This window comes from Bradyrhizobium sp. 87, from assembly GCF_023073015.1.
Lineage (GTDB): Bacteria > Pseudomonadota > Alphaproteobacteria > Rhizobiales > Xanthobacteraceae > Bradyrhizobium > Bradyrhizobium canariense_D.
This window is the reverse complement of the sequence record NZ_JADPIQ010000121.1, coordinates 58,080-79,050: the sequence shown is the minus strand read 5'-3', so window position 1 is coordinate 79,050 and position 20,971 is coordinate 58,080. Positions and strand designations below refer to the sequence as shown.

Annotated in this window: 18 protein-coding genes and 3 pseudogenes; 15 read left to right on the top strand and 6 right to left on the bottom strand. The window is 61.9% G+C overall.

Annotated elements, in window-relative coordinates; translation table 11 throughout:
* The first annotated feature begins 186 nt into the window (after positions 1 to 186).
* The 3 genes from IVB50_RS30395 to IVB50_RS30385 all read left to right on the top strand — a co-directional run bounded on the left by IVB50_RS30395 (position 187) and on the right by IVB50_RS30385 (position 3,195).
* On the top strand, positions 187 to 1,302 hold the full coding sequence (locus IVB50_RS30395) for an AI-2E family transporter (protein WP_018458130.1): 1,116 nt from the start codon (positions 187 to 189) through the stop codon (positions 1,300 to 1,302).
* A gap of 145 nt (positions 1,303 to 1,447) precedes the next feature.
* Positions 1,448 to 2,560 (top strand): hypothetical protein, encoded by a 1,113-nt coding sequence (locus tag IVB50_RS30390; protein ID WP_018458131.1) that lies wholly within the window; start codon positions 1,448 to 1,450, stop codon positions 2,558 to 2,560.
* A gap of 146 nt (positions 2,561 to 2,706) precedes the next feature.
* On the top strand, positions 2,707 to 3,195 hold the full coding sequence (locus IVB50_RS30385; protein ID WP_051113036.1) for a potassium channel family protein: 489 nt from the start codon (positions 2,707 to 2,709) through the stop codon (positions 3,193 to 3,195).
* On the opposite strand, the pseudogene IVB50_RS30380 reads toward IVB50_RS30385, so the two are convergent.
* Positions 3,143 to 3,829: pseudogene (locus IVB50_RS30380) on the bottom strand (helix-turn-helix domain-containing protein). The gene IVB50_RS30385 and the pseudogene IVB50_RS30380 sit on opposite strands and share 53 nt — an antisense overlap.
* A gap of 374 nt (positions 3,830 to 4,203) precedes the next feature.
* On the opposite strand from IVB50_RS30380, the pseudogene IVB50_RS30375 reads away from it, so the two are divergent.
* Positions 4,204 to 4,826: pseudogene (locus IVB50_RS30375) on the top strand (response regulator).
* Positions 4,827 to 4,989: 163 nt separating this feature from the next.
* Positions 4,990 to 5,388, top strand: coding sequence for a response regulator (locus tag IVB50_RS30370; RefSeq protein ID WP_311979557.1), 399 nt, complete (start codon positions 4,990 to 4,992; stop codon positions 5,386 to 5,388).
* A gap of 15 nt (positions 5,389 to 5,403) precedes the next feature.
* Here the strand turns inward: IVB50_RS30370 and IVB50_RS30365 are convergent, their stop codons facing one another.
* The 3 genes from IVB50_RS30365 to IVB50_RS30355 are packed head-to-tail and all read right to left on the bottom strand — an operon-like array spanning position 5,404 to position 7,995.
* A complete protein-coding gene (locus IVB50_RS30365; RefSeq protein WP_026233509.1) occupies positions 5,404 to 6,015 on the bottom strand; it encodes an invasion associated locus B family protein in 612 nt (203 codons plus the stop codon).
* 28 nt (positions 6,016 to 6,043) lie between these two features.
* Positions 6,044 to 6,295, bottom strand: a complete 252-nt coding sequence (locus IVB50_RS30360; RefSeq protein WP_157643051.1) for a hypothetical protein — start codon at positions 6,293 to 6,295, stop codon at positions 6,044 to 6,046.
* Between the two features lie 11 nt (positions 6,296 to 6,306).
* Entirely contained in the window at positions 6,307 to 7,995 is a 1,689-nt protein-coding gene (locus tag IVB50_RS30355; protein WP_018458140.1) for a transporter, read from the bottom strand.
* A gap of 130 nt (positions 7,996 to 8,125) precedes the next feature.
* On the opposite strand from IVB50_RS30355, the gene IVB50_RS30350 reads away from it, so the two are divergent.
* The 7 genes and pseudogenes from IVB50_RS30350 (at position 8,126) to IVB50_RS30320 (ending at position 16,267) form a co-directional block, all read left to right on the top strand.
* Positions 8,126 to 8,800 carry a YoaK family protein gene (locus IVB50_RS30350; RefSeq protein WP_018458141.1) on the top strand — a complete coding sequence of 225 codons (675 nt, stop codon included), beginning with the start codon at positions 8,126 to 8,128 and terminating at the stop codon, positions 8,798 to 8,800.
* A complete protein-coding gene (locus IVB50_RS30345) occupies positions 8,800 to 10,533 on the top strand; it encodes a SulP family inorganic anion transporter (RefSeq protein WP_018458142.1) in 1,734 nt (577 codons plus the stop codon). The genes IVB50_RS30350 and IVB50_RS30345 overlap by 1 nt, the downstream gene beginning before the upstream one ends.
* 168 nt (positions 10,534 to 10,701) lie before the next feature.
* Positions 10,702 to 13,453: pseudogene (locus tag IVB50_RS30340) on the top strand (decarboxylase).
* Between the two features lie 14 nt (positions 13,454 to 13,467).
* Positions 13,468 to 14,121: a hypothetical protein gene (locus tag IVB50_RS30335; protein WP_245288495.1), complete on the top strand. Its 654-nt coding sequence runs from the start codon at positions 13,468 to 13,470 to the stop codon at positions 14,119 to 14,121.
* Positions 14,122 to 14,179: 58 nt separating this feature from the next.
* Positions 14,180 to 15,166 carry a hypothetical protein gene (locus IVB50_RS30330; protein ID WP_245288496.1) on the top strand — a complete coding sequence of 329 codons (987 nt, stop codon included), beginning with the start codon at positions 14,180 to 14,182 and terminating at the stop codon, positions 15,164 to 15,166.
* A 31-nt stretch (positions 15,167 to 15,197) separates the two neighbouring features.
* Positions 15,198 to 15,635 carry a hypothetical protein gene (locus IVB50_RS30325; protein ID WP_018458143.1) on the top strand — a complete coding sequence of 146 codons (438 nt, stop codon included), beginning with the start codon at positions 15,198 to 15,200 and terminating at the stop codon, positions 15,633 to 15,635.
* A 173-nt stretch (positions 15,636 to 15,808) separates the two neighbouring features.
* On the top strand, positions 15,809 to 16,267 hold the full coding sequence (locus tag IVB50_RS30320; protein WP_083926504.1) for a hypothetical protein: 459 nt from the start codon (positions 15,809 to 15,811) through the stop codon (positions 16,265 to 16,267).
* A 100-nt stretch (positions 16,268 to 16,367) separates the two neighbouring features.
* Here IVB50_RS30320 and ppk2 read toward each other — a convergent pair whose 3' ends face one another.
* Together ppk2 and IVB50_RS30310 are read right to left on the bottom strand one after the other, a co-directional pair.
* Positions 16,368 to 17,168 carry a polyphosphate kinase 2 gene (ppk2, locus tag IVB50_RS30315; RefSeq protein WP_018458145.1) on the bottom strand — a complete coding sequence of 267 codons (801 nt, stop codon included), beginning with the start codon at positions 17,166 to 17,168 and terminating at the stop codon, positions 16,368 to 16,370.
* A 36-nt stretch (positions 17,169 to 17,204) separates the two neighbouring features.
* The gene (locus IVB50_RS30310; RefSeq protein ID WP_018458146.1) at positions 17,205 to 17,657 is read right to left on the bottom strand and encodes a hypothetical protein; all 453 of its coding nucleotides are present in this window, start codon (positions 17,655 to 17,657) and stop codon (positions 17,205 to 17,207) included.
* Positions 17,658 to 17,817: 160 nt separating this feature from the next.
* Between IVB50_RS30310 and IVB50_RS30305 the strand changes: the two genes are divergently transcribed.
* The 3 genes from IVB50_RS30305 to IVB50_RS30295 all read left to right on the top strand — a co-directional run bounded on the left by IVB50_RS30305 (position 17,818) and on the right by IVB50_RS30295 (position 20,958).
* The gene (locus IVB50_RS30305; protein ID WP_231190719.1) at positions 17,818 to 18,249 is read left to right on the top strand and encodes a hypothetical protein; all 432 of its coding nucleotides are present in this window, start codon (positions 17,818 to 17,820) and stop codon (positions 18,247 to 18,249) included.
* Positions 18,242 to 19,474 (top strand): biotin/lipoyl-binding protein, encoded by a 1,233-nt coding sequence (locus tag IVB50_RS30300; RefSeq protein ID WP_018458148.1) that lies wholly within the window; start codon positions 18,242 to 18,244, stop codon positions 19,472 to 19,474. The genes IVB50_RS30305 and IVB50_RS30300 overlap by 8 nt, the downstream gene beginning before the upstream one ends.
* A 113-nt stretch (positions 19,475 to 19,587) precedes the next feature.
* Positions 19,588 to 20,958: a TAXI family TRAP transporter solute-binding subunit gene (locus tag IVB50_RS30295; RefSeq protein ID WP_026233510.1), complete on the top strand. Its 1,371-nt coding sequence runs from the start codon at positions 19,588 to 19,590 to the stop codon at positions 20,956 to 20,958.
* Positions 20,959 to 20,971: the final 13 nt, after the last annotated feature.

Sequence of the window (20,971 nt, the reverse complement as noted above, 5' to 3'; positions counted from 1 at the left end):
GATTCAACCCGCACACATCATCGCATGGTCCTTCTGGCGCAGAGCTCACCAGGCTGCCGCTCAACGCGCCCACTTCAAATCAAAAAAGCAACTGTAATGCTAGACCGGACCACAGCCCTAGAAGAGGCTCGACGCTTGATCTGGATCAAGCGTGCGGCGTGAGAGCAGGGGCTAGTTCGCCTCAGCATGCGCGGCATGGCTGAAGGCGCGTCCGTGAAAACACTCCGTCAGATATTCTCCGGAGACGAGATCATCCAGCTTCTGATCCGACTCGGATTGCTGGGGCTGCTGCTCGTCTGGGCGCTCCTGCTGGTCCGTCCATTCATCCCCATTTTGGCCTGGAGTGTCGTGCTTGCTGCTGCGCTGAACCCGGCTTTTCGGCGCCTCAGCGACATTCTCGGCGGACGGCCGAAGCTTGCGGCGACGATCCTCACGCTCGTCAACCTGGCTGTGGTGATCGGACCGGCGACCTGGCTGGGCATGGGCGCGGTCGACGGGATCACCGATCTTGCCGCCCAGGTGACGGCCGGTGAATTGCATGTGCCTTCGCCGCCGCAGTCGCTCAAGGAGTGGCCACTCATCGGGCCTCAGCTCTTCGATCTCTGGGATCAGGCGACGACCAACCTCCGGTCGCTCTTGCGCGCGGTCGTGCCCTATTTGAAGCCATTCGCGACCACCTTGCTTGGGTTTGCCGGCAATGCCGGTGTGGGAACGGTCAAGTTTCTGCTGTCGGTGGCGGTGGCCGGCGTGCTGTTTCCGTATGGACCTCAGCTCGTGGCCGCAGGGCGCAGCTTTCTGTCCCGCATCGTGCCGGACCAAAGCGAGCATTTTCTGGACCTGGCAGGAGCCACGATCCGTGCGGTGGCTCAAGGCGTGATCGGCGTTGCCATCATCCAAGCCTTGCTGGCGGGAATAGGTTTCAAGCTCGCCGGCATCGCCAGCGCGGGCCTTCTTGCTTTCGTGGTGCTGTTGCTGTCGATCGTGCAGATCGGCGGGACCATCGTCATCCTGCCGGTCATCATCTGGATATGGACCGACAAGGAATTCCCGATCGCGCTCCTGCTGACGGTGTTTCTCGTGATCGTGTCGGTGCTCGACAATATCCTGAAACCGCTCGTCATGGGGCGCGGCCTGACCACGCCGGCGCTGGTCATCCTGATCGGAGTGATCGGCGGAACTCTCTTCCATGGAATCATCGGCCTCTTCATCGGACCGATCATTCTGTCTGTCGTCTGGGAGTTGACAGTCGCCTGGATCCGCGCCGAACGGGCTGCGCCCGCACAGCTGGCAATCGAGCGTTGACCTCCATGAGCTCGATGGAAGCTCTCGGCTGAAGATACGACGACCGGTCGGAGATGGTGGTGGAAATGCCTGGCTCACCCGCTGACGTTGCTCTGACCGTCGATGCCGGGCGTCGACATGCTGCAACATTTGCGGTGTGAGTGCCATGGACACCATTCTTGTCATCAATGCCGGCTCCTCTGATCTCCGATTCCAGATCTACTCTGTCGAAGGAGACGGCAGGCTACGGCAACGGCTCAAGGGGCAAATGGACGGCATCGGGCGCTGTCCGCGCTTGCGGGCGAGCAAGGCTGGCGGTGGTCCGCTCGCCAATCGCGCTTATCCAGTCGAAACAGTGCCGGATGTTGCGGCTGCGATGGACATCACCAGCACCTGGTTGCGGGACGAGCTTCATATAAATCCGATTGCAGTCGGGCACCGCGTCATTCACGGTTGTACAGAGCATGACCGGCCGGTCCTCATCGATCACGAAGTCCTGGCGTGCCTGGAGCGGTTGACCGCGTTGGCGCCGTTTGACCTCCCGCATAATCTGGCGCCAATCCGTTCGATCCTGGCAAATTTCCTGGCGCTCCCGCAGGTCGCCTGCTTCGACACCGCATTTCACCGAACGCGTGCCGCGGTCGCCGACGATTGTGCCATTCCCCGTCAGCTCTATGCCGAGGGCGTACGACGCTACGGCTCTCATGGTCTCACTTACGAATATATTGCGAAGGCCTTGCCCAGGATTGCGCCGGAAATCGCGATGAGACGGGTGATAGTCGCGCGTCTCGGGAGCGAGGCATCGATGTGCGCGCTCAGCGGTGGACTAAGCGTAGAGAGCACAATGGCCTTCACCGCGCTCGACGGATTGCCGATGGGGGTGCGAGCGGGGCAAATCGATCCGAAAGTCGCGGTCCGCGGTGATATGCGTCAGCTCAAAGCAAGTAAGGACGCGAGCGCGAAGTTCGCCATCGATCATTTCGTTTATCGAATCGGTCTCAACGCGGGCATGCTCGCAGCTGCGTTGCAGGGCCTTGACGCGTTCGTCTTCACGGCAGAGGTCGGCGACAACTCCGCATTGCTCCGTTCGCGCGTGGCGGAGCAGCTCGCATGGCTCGGTGTCAAGCTCGATGCAAAAGAGAACGCACTGCAATCGCGGCTGATATCGTCTCCAGCGAGCCGCATCCCGGTCTACGTCGTGCCCTCCGACGAGGATATCATGATCGCCAGGCACACGCTGGCACTGCTGATGAACCGTAGCCCGGGAGCGCCAAGCTGAGCGTCATGATCGGGCTCCCTGGTGGCCGGGGTGTGCGCAATGCGCGTGCACGCCCGCGGCACGTTGATCTGCATCAACGCCCGCATCGTACCGCGGGCCGGATGGCAGTGCTGACCAATCAAACCGCACCAGTCGGGGAGCTCGCGATGGTCGTCCAATTTCTGCTCGGCACTTTCATCAGCGTGATCAACATCATGATTCATGCGCTGGTGACCGTCGCAGCGATCGACATCGCCCGCAGCGCGGGATTGAAGCATACAATGCGGCCCCGATCTCACATGATGGCGGTGATGGTCACGATAGCTGTCATTTTGATGGTTGCACACACGGTCGAGGTTCTTGTCTGGGCGCTGGCTTACGCTCTGGTTGGTGCCGCGCCCGAGGGGAGCGAGTTGCTGTATTTCACCTTCGTGAACTACACCACGCTGGGCTACGGCGATGTCACGCCAGTGCAGGGATGGCGGCTGACGGGGCCGATGACTGCCATGAACGGCATTCTGATGTTCGGCTGGTCGACCGCAGTCCTGTTCGAGGTGTTACGCAAGACCCTTGAACATCTCTCGGCAATCGCGGCGCCCGGCTTCAATTCTGGAGATCATCAAGAGCTGCGAGCTGATGCCGGTCCAGGAGCATGATCTGCCGCTGGGTGCTGCCGATGAAGCCGAGGATGCCGAGGTCGTGAAGGCGGGACAGGGCGCGGGACACGGTCTCCAGGGTCAATCCGAGGTAGTCCGCGATGTCGCGCCGGGACATTGGCAGGGCCAGAATTCCTGCGGCCGTTAGCCGCGTATCCATCTCGAGCAGGAAGGCCGCCACCCGCTCCAGCGAGGTCTTGCGGCCGAGCAGCAGCATGTGATCTTCCGCATGCTGAAGGTTGTTGGCAGTCATGCTGAGCAGGTTCCGGGCAACCATGGCATCGCCTTCTGCGACGAGTTCGAGGCTCTGCCGTTTAACCAGGCGTACGGTCGTGTCGACGATCGCTTCCGTTGTGAATCTATGCTCGCTGCCGTTTTCGAGCCCGAAGATGTCGCCAACCAGGTGGAAGGCGCCGATCTGGCGGCGCCCGTCTGACAGGAGCTTGTAGCTTCGCACGGCGCCTCATTTGACCTGATAGACGTATTCGGCCGGCTCTTTCTCGCCGTAGATTTCGATGCCTTTTTTATAGGTAAATTCGTTTAAACTGATGATCGGATTTGAACTGGTATTCAGGCCAAGCTCGCGGAGTGAATGGTGCCGCGAGGAAGCGTCGGCAGCGTTGCGAACCAGCATGGCCAACTCCCGAACTGGTGCTGACGCGATAGCCGCGAGCAGCTTATTTCCATCACCGGGAATACGGAGCCGCCGATAAATCACCCTTCCCGCAAAGGTTGTTTAAGCCAAAAGCCGGCTTTGCAACCATTGTCTGTAGGTGCATTGTACCAAAGTACAGGGACGGCGATGGTGCGCTGGATGAGAAACCTGTCAGAACATCTGTCGGATTGCCCGGCCTAGGCTTACGTCGCGCATTCCGCCTGAAGTCGTGCCACTGCGGGCGGGCTGCTTTCATTGATGTTGACCTCGGGGTGCGAGGTGTCTTGAATTGCTTCTAAGGCTTGCGCGAGCGGTGGGTGTTCTGCTTGCAAGAACAGGTCGGGAGGAAAACATTGCCTGGCTTCGTCTATGTGGTCGATGACGACCCATCGTTTCGCACCGCCATCCAGCGTCGGCTCAAGCTTGCCGGCTATGAGGTTGTGACCTACGCGTCGGCGCAACAATTGCTCGAGGATCCCCCGGGCTCCGAACATCCGGGCTGCATCCTGCTCGACGTGCAGATTCCGGGCCTGAGCGGCCCTGAGTTGCAAGCGTGCCTCGCCCAACGACCTTCGCCGTTGCCGATCGTATTCCTGACAGGGCATGCTGATACCGCAACGACTGTTCGCGCGATCAAGGCCGGCGCGGAAGACTTTCTGACCAAACCAGTATCTTCGGAACAGTTGATCGGCGCGATCGAGCGCGCACTGGTTCGACAAGAGGTGGTGCGCGGCCAACAGGGCAAGCTGGATTCGTTTCGTGCTCGTTTGACGTCTCTGACGCGACGCGAGCGACAGGTCTTCGACCTCATCGTGCGCGGGAAGATCAATAAGCAAATCGCTTACGAGCTTGGAACACCGAGCGCACCGTAAAGGCCCATCGGCACCAGGTGATGGGAAAGATGCAGGTGCCGTCTTTGGCCGAGCTGGTCTCCGTCGCCGAGCGGCTCGGACTTCTGAGCTCGCAGCCGGCGTGAACCGTCGGACTGTTTGCGGTAGGTGACGTCAATCTCGCGATCAGACCTGTACGATAGGACAATACGAAATATTGTTGACAGATTCTGGCAACGACTGCCTAGTTGGCCATTGGATTTGCGCAGGAACATTTGCGGCGCCTCGTCGTTGTGAGGCGGGTGCAGAGTGTTCGATGAGAAAGCTCACCCATTGTTTGCACGCAGGTCAATATACGTTGTGGATGACGATTCATCGATGCGGCGAAGCATGGAGCGGTTGCTGCGGAACCACGGCTTTACCGCGGTTGTTTTCGAGTCCGCCGGTGCATTGCTTAGTCATGGCCACCTCGAAGACGCGTGCTGCCTCGTGCTGGACGTCAATCTGAACGGCGAGTCGGGTATCGCCCTGCGGCGCAAGCTGGCAAGTGACGGCGCTAAGGTGCCTGTCGTCTACATCACGGGCAACGACAGCCAGGCAAATCAGGCGGCCGCGATCGATTCCGGCTGTGCGGCCTATTTGAGCAAGCCCTTCGCGGCCAGCGAGCTGATCGCAACGGTTGAACGCGCCTGCGCCAAGAGCGCTTGAGTTGTTCTCACCTGCTCACTCCTCGATGTCCTGCTCCAGGATCTGTGCAGGCGCGCCTTTGTGAGCCGGGCCGAACTGTGCCAGCGGCAATGACGTCGTCAGAGACAGAAGGTTGGAGTCGGTGACCTCAAGGACGAGAGCCGTGCCGGCATCCATGTCGTTGATGAACTTGGGATCGGCTGCGTCGGCGGCAATGCAGGTATTGCTCAGGCACCAGGTGTAAGGCAATGACTGGACGTTGGCCCCGTCGATCGTCAGCTTGACCGGCTTCTGCAGATACATGCCGACGGGAACGAACACTTGTAGGCGCGCAATGGGGTCGCCGTCACGCTCGATGAGGTCCACGCGGATTGCCATCTGACCCGTAGCAAACCGCCCCGTGATCGAGGTTCGGCACAGCATCGGCGTTCCTGCAGGCCGTACGCAAAGCTTCGTCCAGCCGCCATAGGTGATCTCCTCGGCTTCGCGCTGCCCGCGAGGTGCGATTTCGGCGGACTTTACCTCTGGGGTCGGCTTTGGCGCGGCTATATTCTGCGCTGAAGCTGGTCGGGCAACAGCCGCCGCGAACAATATCGACACGCAGACGAGCGCACGCCCGGACAAAAGCACTGAAGTTGCGTCGATCATGTTCTGCCTCCAGGCGGCAGCTCTGCGGCTATTTCTGCGCGTCAAGGAATCGTTCGACGAGCGGTGCCCACATCGGAATCGTGTCGGGCGAGCCGATGAGGAAATGTCCTTCGCTGACGGGCCGAACCACATAGGCGAACATAGGTAGCGGCAGTGGCAAGGCCCAGACCTCTTCCTGGATACGAACATTGTGGTCGGCGCGTCCCGGGGCTAGAAAGCAGGCCAGGATGCTCAATGCCGCGGCGAAGTAGGTCACTGTCGAAGCATGCCGCAGGTTCACGCGCGCCTCCTTCAACCGGCGAAAGTGCTGGCCACGATGATCGGTCCAAGCACGGTTAGGACGACATTGCCGACAGCGTAAGGTACGGCGACCCCGAGCACGGGGGTTTGGCTTTCTGCTACTTCGCAGGCGCCGGTCACGGCGGCGTCGACCGTCATGGCGCCGGCCAGCGCTCCGCAAATGATGACCGGGTTCATGCGGAGTACGCGATGGGCAAACAGGGTCGTCACGATCAGCGGCACCAGCGTGACGACCAGGCCCATGCCGACCAGCAACATGCCATGCGACTGGATTGCGACCCAGGCCGCGTGGCCGTTCCCGAGCCCGATCGCAGCGATGAAGCCACCAAGGCCGAGATCGCTCAGCGTCTGCTGCGCTGCGGGGGGCATTGCACCCATCGTCGGCCGCCGAGAGCGCAGCCAGCCGCAGAAAAGCCCTGCAATCAGGGCGCCGCCGCCACCTCCCAACGTCAGGGGCACAGACCCGATCTTGACGCTCACGAGACCGGCAAGCAGACCTATGGCAATGCCTGCGGCAAGGAATGCGATGTCGGTACGATCTTCGGAGCTCAGGATCTGTCCAACCTGCCAGGCGGCGCGCTCGATGTTGCGGGTGCTGCCGACAAGCGTCATGACGTCACCGACATAGACGCGGGTGTCCGCGCTCAAGGGGACTTCGCGTCCCATCCGCGTCAAGGTGCGCAGGAACACGCCGCGCGCGGCGTCGCCGACGCGGTCGGCCACGTCCTTGACGGAGCGGCCGTGGAGCTTGCGATTGTCGACGAGGACGTCGACCACATTGCCTGGAAGAGCCTTCAGGATCTCGTCGGCGTCGATTTCGGTGCCAACAATCGGCTTTGCGGCGACAATGGCCGCCGTGCGACCCGCGATGACGATGTCGTCGGCCGCTTCAAGAACCGTGTCGCGATGCGGCTCGACGTCAGCTCCCCCGCGCACGATCCGCTCGATTACGCTGCGGCTGCCGATCTCGTCTTCGAGCGCGCCGACCGTGCGTCCCGCCGCTGCCGACACCCGGTACGCGCGCGCTTGGAATTTCCGATAATGCAGATTTTCGGTCTGCGGCGGGTTTCCTCCCGACAGCTCCGCTTCCAGCTTCGCAGCCTCCGCCTTCAAATCGATCCGCATCAATTTCGGCGCGACGAAGGGTACGAACAGAAGCGTGAGGATGTAACCAAGGACGTACGTCACCGCGTATCCGGCGGCGATATTCGCCTCCTGCTGCTCCAGCACGTCCTTGGCGAGCCCGAGTTGGGCCAGCGCGCCGGATGCGGTGCCGATCACCGAAGATTGCGTCAGGGCTCCCGCAGCGAGCCCCGAAGCGGTGCCGGGACCGAGTGCGAATGCCTTGGCAAATATGAGAACGATGACGAGCCCGGTGCCGCCAAGCACGAGCGCGAGGGCGACCTGCGCCAAGGTCCGGATGCTCAGAGAAGCAAAGAACTCTGGCCCCGTCCGGTACCCGATCGTGAATACGAGCAGGCTGAAGAGGATGACTCTCAGTAGCGCTGGAAATGTGAAGGTGCCGAGCTGCCCGATCAGGACCGCCACGATGAGCGTGCATGCGGTGGTGCCGATCGAAAATCCAAAAATACGGACGCCGCCAAGGATGGTGCCGAGCGCGACCGACAGCAGCAGGAAGATTTCCGGCGCGGCAGAGATGATCCACCTGACGGTAATCATGGCGCATTGCCTCCAGTAGTTACGGGCCAATCTCGTTGCCGAAAGCTGGCGACAGTTGATCCAGATCAATCCTGGTCGGCGGCAAGCTTGCTCCTTGTGGAGCCTCAAGAGTCAAAGCCGATCTTCGGACATGAGCACGATGGATACTGCCGCTGCTTCGTCGATACGCCGCGACGAAACGGTGCCGATTGCGCTGCTGCTTGCCTTCGCCGGAGGCTATATCGACGCCTATACGTGGATCATCCACGGCGTGATGGCCAATGCCCAGACCGCAAACCTTGTGCTGTTGTGGGTTTATGGCTCGATCGGAAATTGGACGAAGGCGCTGCATTTTGTTCCGCCGATCCTTGCATTCGCCGCCGGTATCCTGGTCGCTGCATGGCTGCGACGGGCAACCGGAGCGCGCGCCAGCGCGATCGGTACGCTGATCGAAATCTTGCTGCTGGTTACTATCGCCATCCTGCACAATCGCCTGCCGGATCTTGCGGGAACGCTTGGCATTTCCTTCGTCGCCGCCGTGCAGAGCGCCGTCTTCACGAAGGTCGAGGGCGTGCTCTACAGCTCCGTCATGATCACGGGCAACATGCGGCAGGCGATTGAAGGCCTGTTCGCTGCGGCCTCCGGGGATGGGACGCTCCGTCCCCCCGGCATTTTCGCCACCTTATGTGTAACCTTCGGTCTCGGAGCGGCTGTGGGCGCCTTCGCGACAAAGCAAATCCCGAATCTCGCGCTCGGTCTCCCCGTGATCGCGCTTCTGGTCGTGCTTTTGCTCTGCGAAGTCTCTAGCGACGAGGGCAGGCTCTGATGTCTTCCGGGCGGAAATGGCGCTGGATCTTCTTGTTTCCGCCTGCAACCTGGTTGGCGCACTATCACCGCGCTTGGCTCCGTTCGGACGTGATCGCCGGAATCACCCTCGCGGCGTACGCCCTCCCTGTGTCACTTGCCTATGCGACGCTGGCGGGCCTGCCGCCTCAGATCGGCATCTACGGCTACATGCTTGGTGGCATCGGCTATGCGCTGCTCGGGTCGTCGCGCCAGCTTGCGGTGGGTCCGACCTCTGCGATCTCTCTGATGATTGCGGCCACCGTCGGGGCGCTGGCCGGCGGAGACGCGGCGAAATACGCCCAGATCGCGAGCCTGGCCGCCTGCGCGGTGGCGTTGCTGTGCCTGATCGCATGGTTGTTCAAGCTCAGCGTTCTCGTCCGCCTGGTGAGCGACAGTATCCTGGTCGGCTTCAAGGCCGGCGCGGGACTTACCATCATGATGAGCCAGTTGCCGAGCCTGTTCGGCGTTGCCGGAGGCGGTCACAATTTTTTCGATCGCGCCATCAAGCTCGCGGGTCAGCTCGGCGGCACCAATTGGCTGGTTCTGGCGATTGGATCCATTGCGCTCTTGTTGCTGCTGGTGGGAGAACGGCGGCTGCCGGGAAGGCCGGTCGGACTCACGATCGTGGCGCTGTCGATTGTCGTAGCGACGTTGCTTGGGCTTCCGTCGCTTGGCGTACCAGTCACCGGGAAAATTCCAGAGGGATTGCCAGCTATCGGGTTGCCGAGTTTTGGATTGTTGGAGCCCGACGAGCTCTTCCCGCTGGCTGCGGGATGCGTGCTGCTGGCCTACATAGAAGGCGTCTCCGCCGCGCGCAGCTTTGCTGCCAAGCATGGCTATGCCCTCGATGTCCGCCAGGAGTTTTTGGGGCTGGGCGCGGCCAACCTCATCACCGCCTTCGGCCACGGCTATCCCGTGGCCGGCGGGCTGTCGCAATCTGCGGTCAACGATAATGCCGGAGCGCGCACGCCGCTGGCGCTGGTCATCTGTTCGACGACACTGGCGCTGTGCCTGCTGTTCTTCACGGGAGCCCTGACGAATCTACCCAAGACGGTGCTGGCGGCGATTGTCTTTGCTGCCGTGTACAGGCTGGTGGACATCCGCGCGCTGTTGCGGATGTGGCAGGTCAGCCGCATAGACTTTTACGCTGCGGCAATTGCGCTGGTATCCGTGCTGCTCCTGGGGATATTGCAAGGCGTTCTGCTGGCGGCGATTGCCTCGATTGTCCTGCTCCTGGCGCGAGCCTCACGTCCGAATGTCGCCTTCCTCGGCCGGCTCCCGGGCACCGGCCGCTACTCCGATGGTGCGAGGCACGAAGGCGTCGAGCCATTGGTCGGTATCATCGCCTTTCGACCGGAAGCCTCGCTGCTTTACATCAATGCCGAAACAATCCTGGAGACAGTGTCGGATGCCTTGCTGAAGTCGTCCGATATCAGGCTGGTTGTCTGCGATCTCTCCGCTTCGCCCTACATTGATTTGGCTGGGGCGCGCATGTTGCGCGACCTTCACGACAAGCTCGCCTCGGTCCATATCGCCTTCTGCATCGTCGGTGCACATGCACAATTGCGCGATCTGCTGCGGGCCGAGGGATTGGCGGAAAAGACCGACAGTGCGACCTGGCTTCGCTCGGTCGACAGCGTGCTCGGTGAAAGCAAGCAATCGTCTGATCCCAGATCGGAGGATCCGGCCGGCGTGTTGGCCACCCGGCTCTGATCCGATCTCTCTCGCCTGCAATCGGAATCGGGCAACCACCTCGGACGATATTGCATCGCGAGGTGCTTCGCGTCTCTTCAAGATGCGCGTCCGTTGACTTGGATCAATAAACTGAGGTGAGCGGGCATCACGATCCGGCTGCGACCTCGCAAAGATCCGGAGAGAGACATGTCCAAGGACGCCAAGCCTGCAGAGAAGCGCATCGATCAGTTCATTTCCGGGCCCGGCGGACGGGCAGACGACTGGCGCGATCTGGTCGAAGCAGCCAAGGTGGGCGCGCGGCGGCGACCGTGCGATGTTTGACGCGGCCCTGGCCGATCTCTCCGTGATAGAGGAGTTTCACGGCTATCCGGGGCTGCAGTTGATGGCGGCTTTGCGGGAAGCCGCCTCGGCCGGGGATGCGGCGGGTTCACTTGCTCTCGCGACGCGCATCACGCAGGCATTGATGACGAGATCCTTCCGCCAGCTTGCCGGCGACTGGGATGCCAAGGACGACGGCGACGGTGATGCGCCCGAGCTTGTGCCGTCAACTTTCGGATCGCATGCAGCTCGGCGACCCTATTTCGAAACGCTGGTCGTCACCGGGGTCTCCTCCGAGAAGTGGCCAGCTCTCGCTGCCGAATGGCGCAAGTTGCGCCGTCCGGTCGATTCGTTCGTCTATGAGCCGGTGATCGTCGGAAGTCTGGAAGACGCCTTCTGCGCGACGATGCTCAACCCCAATATCGCCGCCGTCGTCATCAACGAGGGGTTCGGTCTGCGCTCGCGTCACGACGCGCCGGTATTGCGCACCATGACCGCCGCCGCGGGGATCAATCACGAGTCGGACGCGTCCGCGCTCCGGCTAGCCCACGTCATCAAGCGGTTACGTCCCGAGCTCGACATCTATCTGATGTCGAATCGCGACGTCGAGGAAATGGCGGGGAACCCCGAGGCCAATGTGGTTCGGCGGATATTCTACTCCATCGAGGAGCTCCTCGAGCTCCATCTCTCCATCCTCGAAGGGATCCAGGATCGATTCGATACGCCATTCTTCGACAACCTGAAGAAATACGCACAACGCCCGATCGGAACGTTCCATGCGCTGCCGATCGCTCGCGGCAAATCTGTCTTCAGGTCGGACTGGATCCGCGATATGGGCGAGTTCTATGGCTTGAATCTGTTCCTGGCGGAGAGCAGCGCGACCACCGGCGGTCTCGACAGCCTGCTGGAGCCGACCGGCACCATCAAGAAAGCGCAGGACAAGGCGGCACGCGCGCTCGGCGCGGATCGCGTGTTCTTCGTGACCAACGGCACCTCGGCCTCCAACAAGATGGCGGTGCAGGCGCTGCTCGGGCCAGGCGACATCGCGATCGTGGATCGCAACTGCCACAAGTCGCATCACTACGGCATGGTTCTGGCCGGCGCCCAGCCGATCTATGTCGAAGCGTTCCCGATGACCGAGTATTCGATGTACGGCGCGGTGCCGCTGAAGACCATCAAGCAGGCGCTACTGAATGCGAGGGCCGACGGCCGCCTGGACCGCGTCAAGATGCTCGACCTGACCAACTGCACCTTCGACGGCCACATCTACAACACCCGGCGGGTGATGGAGGAATGCCTCGCGATCAAGCCCGATCTGATCTTCCTGTGGGACGAAGCCTGGTTCGGCTTTGCACGTTTCTCCCCGTTCCTGCGGCGGCGGACCGCGATGGGCGCCGCCAACGAGATCGAGGCCTGGATGCACGACCCGAAATCGGTCGCGGCTTACGAGAAGCAGCAGGCCGACCTCGGCAAGACCCCCTCGGATGAGGTGCTTCTGAAGACTCGCCTGATCCCGGACCCGCGCCAGATCCGCTTGCGCGTCTACCAGACCAACTCGACCCACAAGTCGATGTCGGCGATCCGGCAGGGTTCGATGCTGTCGGTCAAGGACGTCGAATTCCACACCGTCGAGCAGCAGTTCAAGGAGGCGGTATTCACGCACGCGTCGACCAGCCCGAACCAGCAACTCATCGCGAGCCTCGATGTCTCGCGGCGTCAGATGGAGCTCGAGGGCTACGGTCTGGTGGCGAACGCGATCGAAATCGCGTTCGCGATCCGTCGGGCGGTCAACAACAATCCGCTGATCTCCAAATACTTCCGGATTCTCGGTGCGGACGCGATGGTGCCGGCGCAATACCGCCAGAGCGGGTTTACCGACTATCTGGCCACCGGCACAAACTGGGCGAGTGTCCTGAAGAGCCTCGACGACGACGAGTTCTGCCTCGATCCGACCCGCATGACGTTGGTGTGCGGCACCGCCGGATACGACGGTACGCAGTTCAAGGGAATCCTGGCAAACGAGTACAACATCCAGATCAACAAGACCTCGCGCAATTCGGTGCTGTTCCAGTCCAACATCAACAACACCCGCAGCGATGTTGCGCATCTGGTGAGGGTGCTGGCCGAGATTGCGGGCGAGGTCGATCGTGGACTGGTTCAGGGTGGCGCCAATGCGAAGAAGACCTTCGAGGCGCGGGTCAAGAGCCTGATGACCGATGTGCCCGACCTGCCGAACTTCTCGCAGTTCCACGACAGTTTCCGTGGCGATGCCGGTACCAAGACCAATGAGGGCGACATCCGCAGCGGCTTCTACTCGGCCTATGACGCAGCGGGATGCGAATATATCCGGCTCGGCGATTCCGAGATCGACCGTCGCCTCAAGGCCGGTCCCGACCTCGTCTCTGCCAGTTTCGTGATCCCGTATCCGCCGGGCTTCCCGATCATGGTGCCGGGGCAGGTCATCACCCAGGAAACCATCGACTTCATGCGCAAGCTCGATGTGAAGGAAATCCACGGCTACGACGCCAAGGAGGGGCTGAAGCTCGTACGTGCCGAAGCCCTGGCGAAGATCGGCCGGCCCAAGCCCGGCGCCGCGCCGAAGCTGAAGGCGGCATCGTAATAAAGGGGACGGACATGCAAGGGTTTTTCACGTTCTTGCAGCAGAACCCGTTTCTGTTGCTGTTCTTCGTCGTCGGGCTCGCCGTCTGGATCGGCCGGGCCAGCATCAAGGGTTACGGCCTCGGCATGGTCGCCGGCGCCATCGTGGTGGGCGCTGGCCTATCCGTGTGGGCGTCGATCTATGGCGTGAAGCTCGAATTGAACAACTTTGCCAAGAGCCTGTTCTACTACCTGTTTATGTATGGCGTCGGCCTGCGTGTCGGCCCGTCCTTTATCAACAGCCTGAAGGGGGATGGGCTCAAATTCTGCATCCTGGCCCTCGTGTCGAGCGTGCTCGGTCTGGCGCTCGTCGTCATCTGCGCAAAGCTTTTCGCACTGCCGATCGGAGCTGCCGGTGGCATGCTGGCGGGGTCGCAGACCATGTCGGCCGCGATCGGTTCGGCCGAGCAGGCCATCACCTCCGGCGTTGTCAAGCTGCCTGAAGGCATGAAGCCCGAAGATGCGTCGGGCATGATCGCGCTGTCTTACGGCATTACTTATATCTGGGGCACCGTCGGCATCATCCTGATCTGCAAATACCTGCCGCGCTGGTGGGGCGTCGATGCCAAGGCGGCTGCCAGCAATACGAGCAGGAATTTGGCGTCAAGGACCTCGAGGGTGGTGGCCTGACCGGTTACCGGCAGTTCGGCCTCCGTGCCTACCGGCTAGACAATCGGCCCAGGTCGGCATGAGCATTGCCAAATTCCGCACGATGAATCCCGAATATCGCATCGTCAATGTGGCGCGCCGAGGAGAACCGCAGGGCGCCGATCCCGAATTCGTCCTGCAAAAGGGCGACGTCGTCGCGCTCGGCGGCTCGACCGAGCATCTCACCGACAAGATGGGCCTGATCGGTCCCGAGGTTGCCGACGCCAAGGCGCTCGGCATTCCCATGGATCAGGCGGACATCCTCGTCACCAACAAGGAGATGGCCGGACGGACCTTTGAATCCTTCCGCGAGACGGCCATTGCCGGTCAGTTGCAGGTCACCAAGGTCGAACGTGGCGGCGTGCAGATTCCGGCCGGTCTCAAGACGGAGTTGCAGCGGATGGACATCGTCTCGGTGGTCGGTATCAAGTCGGCCGTCAACGAGCTCGGCGAGATGTGGGGACGCATTGCGCGGACCAACACTTCGACCGATCTGCTGACGCTCGCCGCCGGCATGATCATCGGCTTCCTGATCGGGATGATCGAATTCCCGGCCTTCGGTGCCAAGATCGGCCTCGGCAATGCTGGCGGATTGTTGCTGTCCGGCGTGATCGTCTCCTCGCTGGTCTCCCGGCTGCGCTTCTTCGGCAACACACCGAACGCGGCGCGCAATGTGCTGGAGGATCTCGGTCTCGTGGTCTTCGTCGCCATCGTCGGCATCAATGCCGGCGCCGGGTTGTTGGCGCAGCTCACGGGTGCGGTCGCGTTGAAGATCTTCGTCGCCGGCTTCATCGCCTGCACGATCCCGCCGTTCGTCGTCTGGGCGATCGGGTATCACGTCTTCAAGATCAATCCGGCCGTGTTGATGGGCGGCGTTGCCGGTGCGCGGTCGCACTCCGGTCCGTGCCGCGAAGCCGCGGTGGAAATCCAGAGCTCCGTGCCCTGGATCGGGTTCCCAGTCGGCTACGCCGTATCGGGCATCCTGCTCACCGTGTTCGGCTACTTCGCAATGATCCTGGCTCAATAGCTCGGCGTCACAACCAGAGGAAATAAAACTCATGAGAAAAGTTGCTATCTATGCCGCCCTGGTCGCCTCGCTGGCAGGCGTCGCCGGCTTCGGCACGCCGTCGCAGGCAGAGACCGGCCAGGTCGCCGTGGTCTTCACCAAAGGCGGATTCATCGTCGGCGTCGGTGGCGGCGAGGGCGTTCTGCTGCTGCGGGGCCACAAATATCCCTTCACCGTCTCGGGCATGAGCGTCGGCTTCACGATCGGCGCCTCGACCACCAAGCTGGTCGGCCGCGCTCTTAACCTGAGGGGGCCGGAGTCGATCGAAGGCTCTTATGCTGTGGGCGGTGCGGGCGGTGCCGTCGCCGCCGGCGCAGGTGCCGTTCAGCTGCAAAACGGCAACGGCGTGATTCTGCAGCTTAGCGGGCCGAAGGTCGGTGCGGAGCTGTCAGCCGCTGTGGGGGGCGTGACGATAGCTTTGAAGCGGTAGAGCGGCAGTCGCGCCGCTTCGGCGGTCGCGGCGCTCTTGAATGGCGGCTGCTTCTCTCATGCACGTAAGTCAGGGAAGCGGCCGCAACTCAGTGCCATGTTCGGGTGCCAACCGCGTTCCGCGAGGCATTGTCGAAAGCGGATCACGGCACCCATATCGAGGGACGACATGCCATGCTTCGTTATCTTCTGGCTCTTGTTGCGGCCGTCGTTCTTCTCACGGCCACGCTCATTCCCGATGATGCCTATGCCCGCCGCGGAGGTGGCGGTGGTGGTGGCTATCGCGGAGGTGGAGGGGGCATGCGCGCCGGAGGTTTCCATGGCGGCGCCGTTCACGCCGGGCGGATCCATGGCGGAGGCGGACGCCATTACGTAGGAGGTCCGCGGCCAAGCCATCCGATCGCCGGTCGTCCGGGTCGCCCCGGTTACCCCGTTGCGGGCCGTCCGGGCCGTCCCGTCGCCGGTTATCCTGGAGGCTATCCGCGATATGGCTATCGAGGCGCGGCTTACGGTGCTGCTGCCGTCGGTGCGGCCGCCGCGGGCGCCTACGGATACTACAACAACAACTACAACAACGGTTGCTATCAGGACACGTACGGCAATTGGGTCTGCCCCAACCAGTATCCGTATTGAGGAGGGAATGCGCTGCTGACGGACCCAGCGAAGTCCGTCGGCAGCATCGATCTGACCGTCAACGATCGGACCGCGCCCGCCGTGCGGCCCGATCACTTCGTCAATAGCGTTCGGCGACGAAGTTCATCCCGCGCAAGGGGGCCTGGTCATTGTAACGTCCCTTGTCGGAGCGCTTCGGCAGCTTCACCTCGTCCTTCTTGATCCGCTTGTGCGGGATAGCCTCCAGGATGTGCGCGATACAGTTCAGCCGCGCCCGCCGCTTGTCGTCGGACCGAATGATGTACCATGGGGCGTCCTTCGTGCTCGTCTTCTTGAGCATCAGGTCGCGCGCGCGCGAATAATCATACCAGCGCTTGAAGGATTCGAGGTCCATCGGGCTCAGCTTCCATTGCCGCACCGGATCGTCGATGCGGGCGTGGAAGCGGCGCTCCTGCTCGTCCATCCCGACCTCGAGCCAGATCTTGATCAGGATGATGCCGCCGTCGATGACGTACTTTTCCATCTGCGGACAGAGCGAGAGGAAACGATCGTGCTCGGCGGGCGAGCAGAATCCCATGACATATTCGACGCCAGCGCGATTGTACCAGCTCCGGTCGAAGATCACGATCTCGCCGCCCGCCGGAAACTGCTTCATGTAGCGCTGGAAGAAGAGCTGCGTCTTTTCGCGATCCGATGGCGCCGGCAGCGCCACCACCCGGAACACGCGCGGGCTAACCTTTTCAGTGATCGCCTTGATCGTGCCGCCCTTGCCGGCCGCGTCGCGGCCTTCGAACAGGACGATGACTCGAAGCTTGTTTTCCTTTACATAATCCTGGAGATGGCAAAGCTCGATCTGGAGCTTTTCGAGCTCCTTCTCGTAGTCCTTGCGCTTCATCCGCTCTGAGGCTTCGTCCTTTGCCATGCCGCTCCGCCTTCTCTTAACTCGGCCGAAACGTGATCAGTCGCCCCAGGAAATGATGACGCCGATGTCGCCGGGCACGCCGCCGGGAAAATCGATGACCTGATAGCCGATGCGATAGCCGCGCGGCTTGAGGTATTCGGACCAGCGCTCGAAGATCTCTTTTGGAATTCCCGTCAGCGTTTTCTCCCAGCCCGCCTCCATTTGGTTGATCGCGCGGCCCTTGTCGGTGCACAGGGTATTCGGGAAGCGATAGACCTGCACTTCGGTCAGGCCGTTGCGAACCGCGCGCTGGATGATGGTCGAGGCGAGCTTGATTTTCTCCTCCTCGGATTTTCCGGACGGTTTGCTTAGCCGTTCGATCAAGTCGCGTTTCTCGGCTTCGGCCGCGGCGGCGAGGCGAACATATTCCTCGGCCTTTCTGGCTTCCTCGAGCGCAGCTTCCTTGCGAATTTGCAGTGCGTTGGGAATGAGCTCATCGATGCCGGGCATGATTGGTGCGTTCCTGGCTTGCTGTGGGATCGGAGTCAGGGCTAAGGTATGTTTCGCGCCGTCCGGACCTTTGATTCATATCAAGCAATTTTCTCACCTGCGCGGCCACGGTAACGAGCCGGCGCGCAGAACGCCCTGATCCCTTCTGTGGAGGCGACCATTGACCGAGCAAATTCATCCGTTGGCCCCGCATCATCTGCCGTTCTATCTCGCGCCGGGAAGCGGCACGGACGTGCTGATGGTGGTGATGGGGATCTTCCTGATCGGCAGCGTGCTCTGGGTCGGTACGCTCTATTGGAAGCTGCACAGCCTCCCCGAACGAATGGCGCACAAGTCGCAGAAGCTGCAGTTCGAGATCGTGGCCGTGCTGGGCATCATCTCGCTCTTTACGCACATGCACATTTTCTGGGTGGCCGGCCTTCTGCTCGCGATGATCGACCTGCCGGATTTCGGCACGCCGCTGCGGAGCATCGCAGGCTCGGTCGAGAGAATCGCTGACGCGGCGCCCGGTGAGGGCCGCGAGCCTGAACTGCCAATCCTGCCGCCGGTCGAGAAGCCGATCGTCAAGGGGAAGGAACACAGCCATGTTTGAGCTCATGTTCTGCTCTCTTCTGACCATCCTGCCGGACTACCTCTACCGCCGCTATGCCCAAGGCAAACGTTTCGGCAAGGAGATCACGTTCTTTTCCATTTGGTACGAATTGCGATGGGGCATCACCGGCTGCCTGATGCTCACGATTTCTCTGATCACGATGATCTTCTACTTTCATCCGTCGACGACCTCGGCCACGCTCTATTTCCGCACGGTGCCGATCCTGCCCGAGGGCTCGGGCCGCGTCGCGGAAGTCAATGTCGGCTACAGCGAGGCCGTGAAGAAGGGAGACGTGCTGTTCAGGCTGGACGGTTCGAAGCAGAAGGCGGCTTTGGAAACAGCCACCCGCAAGATCGCCGAGGTCGACGCTGCGATGACAAGCGCCGAAAACGACGTTGTCAAAGCCGAAGCGCAGATCCAGGAAGCCAAGGCCAGCCTTCAGCAGGCCAAGGACGAGCTGGACGTCAAGACGGAGTTGCAGCGCCGCAACCCCGGTATCGTCCCGCAGCGCGATATCGAGAAACTACAGGTGGTGGTCAACCAGCGGCAGGCTGGTGTGGACTCGGCCACCGCGTCCAAGACGTCAGCGACATTGCGGCTTTCAACGCTGTTGCCGGCTGAAAAAGCGAGCGGCCAGGCGGCGTTGGCGGAAGCGCAGGTCGATCTGGACAAGACCTTCGTTCGCGCCGGTGTCGACGGCCGCGTGGAGCAATTCCTGGTCCGCACCGGCGATGTCGTCAATCAGCTGATGCGCCCGGCCGGCGTGCTGGTTCCGGACGGCGCCGGCAGGCGCGCCTTGCAGGCCGGCTTTGGTCAGATCGAGGCGCAGGTGATGAAGGTCGGCATGGTGGCGGAAGCAACCTGCATCTCGAAGCCGTGGGTGATCATTCCCATGGTCGTCACCAGTGTCCAGGACTACATCGCAGCCGGGCAGTTCCGAAGTGGCGAGCAACTGATAGAAGCGCAGAACGTCGGCCGGCCCGGCACGATCCTGGCCTTCCTTGAGCCGCTCTATAAGGGCGGACTTGAAGGCGTGACGCCGGGCAGCAGCTGCATCGTCAATGCCTATACCAGCAATCACGAGGAGATATCCGCGAAGGAGACGGGCACGGGTCGGGCCGTCGCTCTGCATGTTGTCGACGGTGTCGGCCTCGTGCACGCCATGCTCTTGCGAATTCAGGCGCTGCTGCTGCCGATCAAGACGCTGGTGCTGAGCGGGCACTGACCGGCTTCGCTTTGGTTTGAATCGCACGTCGGTTCAGCGATGCGCCTCAGTTGAGCCGGTCTGGCATCATGAGCCAGTCCGACCACCCAGCGCATATTCACTATGAGCGCCACATGGTCCCCGCAAAAATGCCGATCTGGCTTCGTTCCTTCATTATCGCCAGCGCTGTTGTGCTCGTGCTTGGAGCGGGCCTGTTCGGCTACCGCTGGTACTCTCACCCGACGACGCTGACCATCGCGGTCGGATCGCTGGATGGCGAAGCCACGCGTCTGGTATCGGCGTTGGCAAGCCGGCTTGCCGTGGTGAACGCCCCGGTCCGGCTCAAGCTTGTGGAAACCACCAACGCGCTTGATGCTGCCGAGCAGTTTGCGGCGGAAAAGGTCGAGCTTGCTGTCGTCCGCGGCGACGTGGGCGACCTATCGCAGGCGCAGGCCATCGTGGTTCTCGCCCATGCCGTTGCCCTGCTGGTTGCGCCGCCGGGCTCCTCCATTACCGAAATCGCTGGTCTGAAGCGCACCAGCGTCGGCGTGATCGGCGGCGAGATGAATCGCAAGGTCGTCGACGTCCTCAGCGACGAATACGGCCTTGGACGCGCCAACGTGACATTCCGCAATCTCCAACCGGCAGACGCGCGGCGGGCACTCGATGCCAAGGAGGTACGGGCGATTCTGATCGTCGTTCCCCTTGCGGAAAAGTATCTCGCCCTCTTGCGCGGCCTCTTTCTGCAGACGCCGAAGACCGCGCCGGTCCTCCTTCCCGTCGAGGCGGCTGGTGCCATCGCTGAAAAGCAGCGCGCCTATGAAAGCTTCGATGTCCCGAAGGGCACGCTGCGCGGTTCGCCGCCTGTCCCGAGCGAGGATCTTACCACGCTGCGGGTTTCGTTCTATGTGGTCGCGCAAAAGCAGCTCAGCGCAGAGGTGGCGGGCAGCCTGGCCGACGCGCTGATGAAGGCGCGCAGGGACCTGCTCGGCGAATTGCCGATCCTCTCGCAAATGACCGCACCGAGCACGGATTCGGACGCCTTCCTCCCGGTTCATCCTGGCGCCGCGGCATTCTACAACGGAACGCAGCAGAGCTTTCTGGACGAATGGGGAAACGCGATCTTCCTCGCGCCCATGATTTTCGGCGGCCTCATCTCTATATTGGCGGCGGCTTGGAAATTCCTTCAGGTGCGTGATCCTTCTAAGGACGAACGGGGCCTGGACTTACTGTATGCACTGGGCGCGCGGATACGCAGGACGGAGGCGGAGGCCGAACTGTCCGATATCGAGGTCGAGATCGACCGGGTGCTCCAGGGCCAGCGCGCCAAGGCCGCTGCAGGAGACGAGAATGCGCTCGATGTCTCCACCCTGAATGTAGCCGCGCACCGCCTTCAAAGCCTGATCCACGATCGCCGGATCTTACTTTCTGCGCGGCTGGGCAGCAGCGGCCAAGCGGTGCGGCCGGACATCGATCGGATCGAACGTCCGGCCGTGAGTGAATAGCTCCGACCTCCGG

Coding starts and splice junctions, on each gene's coding strand:
- IVB50_RS30350 (WP_018458141.1), top strand. CDS start 8,126: ATGAGCACGATGGATACTGCCGCTGCTTCGTCGATACGCCGCGACGAA.
- IVB50_RS30355 (WP_018458140.1), bottom strand. CDS start 7,995: ATGATTACCGTCAGGTGGATCATCTCTGCCGCGCCGGAAATCTTCCTG.
- IVB50_RS30330 (WP_245288496.1), top strand. CDS start 14,180: ATGAGCATTGCCAAATTCCGCACGATGAATCCCGAATATCGCATCGTC.
- IVB50_RS30295 (WP_026233510.1), top strand. CDS start 19,588: ATGGTCCCCGCAAAAATGCCGATCTGGCTTCGTTCCTTCATTATCGCC.
- ppk2 (WP_018458145.1), bottom strand. CDS start 17,168: ATGGCAAAGGACGAAGCCTCAGAGCGGATGAAGCGCAAGGACTACGAG.
- IVB50_RS30300 (WP_018458148.1), top strand. CDS start 18,242: ATGTTTGAGCTCATGTTCTGCTCTCTTCTGACCATCCTGCCGGACTAC.
- IVB50_RS30320 (WP_083926504.1), top strand. CDS start 15,809: ATGCTTCGTTATCTTCTGGCTCTTGTTGCGGCCGTCGTTCTTCTCACG.
- IVB50_RS30390 (WP_018458131.1), top strand. CDS start 1,448: ATGGACACCATTCTTGTCATCAATGCCGGCTCCTCTGATCTCCGATTC.
- IVB50_RS30385 (WP_051113036.1), top strand. CDS start 2,707: ATGGTCGTCCAATTTCTGCTCGGCACTTTCATCAGCGTGATCAACATC.
- IVB50_RS30365 (WP_026233509.1), bottom strand. CDS start 6,015: ATGATCGACGCAACTTCAGTGCTTTTGTCCGGGCGTGCGCTCGTCTGC.
- IVB50_RS30325 (WP_018458143.1), top strand. CDS start 15,198: ATGAGAAAAGTTGCTATCTATGCCGCCCTGGTCGCCTCGCTGGCAGGC.
- IVB50_RS30310 (WP_018458146.1), bottom strand. CDS start 17,657: ATGCCCGGCATCGATGAGCTCATTCCCAACGCACTGCAAATTCGCAAG.
- IVB50_RS30345 (WP_018458142.1), top strand. CDS start 8,800: ATGTCTTCCGGGCGGAAATGGCGCTGGATCTTCTTGTTTCCGCCTGCA.
- IVB50_RS30335 (WP_245288495.1), top strand. CDS start 13,468: ATGCAAGGGTTTTTCACGTTCTTGCAGCAGAACCCGTTTCTGTTGCTG.
- IVB50_RS30395 (WP_018458130.1), top strand. CDS start 187: ATGCGCGGCATGGCTGAAGGCGCGTCCGTGAAAACACTCCGTCAGATA.